The organism is Gluconobacter sp. P1D12_c, assembly GCF_018812105.1.
GTDB classification, from domain to species: Bacteria; Pseudomonadota; Alphaproteobacteria; order Acetobacterales; family Acetobacteraceae; genus Gluconobacter; species Gluconobacter oxydans_A.
In genome coordinates this window covers 1-501 of record NZ_JACSIQ010000334.1, presented here as the reverse complement: position 1 = coordinate 501, position 501 = coordinate 1, and the positions used below count along the sequence as shown (strand labels likewise).

Below are 501 nucleotides of genomic sequence, written 5' to 3'. Positions count from 1 at the left end.
CTTCAATGAGTTCGAGAGCCTTTTTGCCGAGTGCAGTGTCAGGCGTCTGCGTATAATTCTGGACCATAAGACAGGGTTCAGAGACGTTATAGAAAGCATGATGCGGGAGCATCAGCCCAACAATCTTATTCTCCATCTGCTCGAATTTTATTTCATCACCAACGATGACACGACCATCAAGAGAAGGCTCAACACAGAGAGCCATAGCAATATCGGGCCCGAACATATCCAATGATTTAGGGACACCTATCGTGGCTTCGCCTTCATCACGCTTCGTGAAAAGCTCAGCATCATTGATGACACGCTTCTTCATCATCTTCAGAGATCCATCAGACTGATCTCGAACGATGCGAAGCCTCTCATCATTAAGAGACCCCTTGAACTCCTTAAACGATCCGTACCTCTGTATCAGTCGCGTATTGAGTGTCTCATTATAGAACCACTCAAGATGGCCATCCTCCATCGTCTCAATATCGTTCGGCTTAGTCACATATTTTGTGA

General features: G+C 45.9%; 1 protein-coding gene. It reads right to left on the bottom strand.

Annotated elements, in window-relative coordinates:
• Positions 1–501, bottom strand: a 501-nt coding sequence (locus KP705_RS17045; RefSeq protein WP_215765127.1) for a hypothetical protein, incomplete at both ends; no start/stop codon positions are given.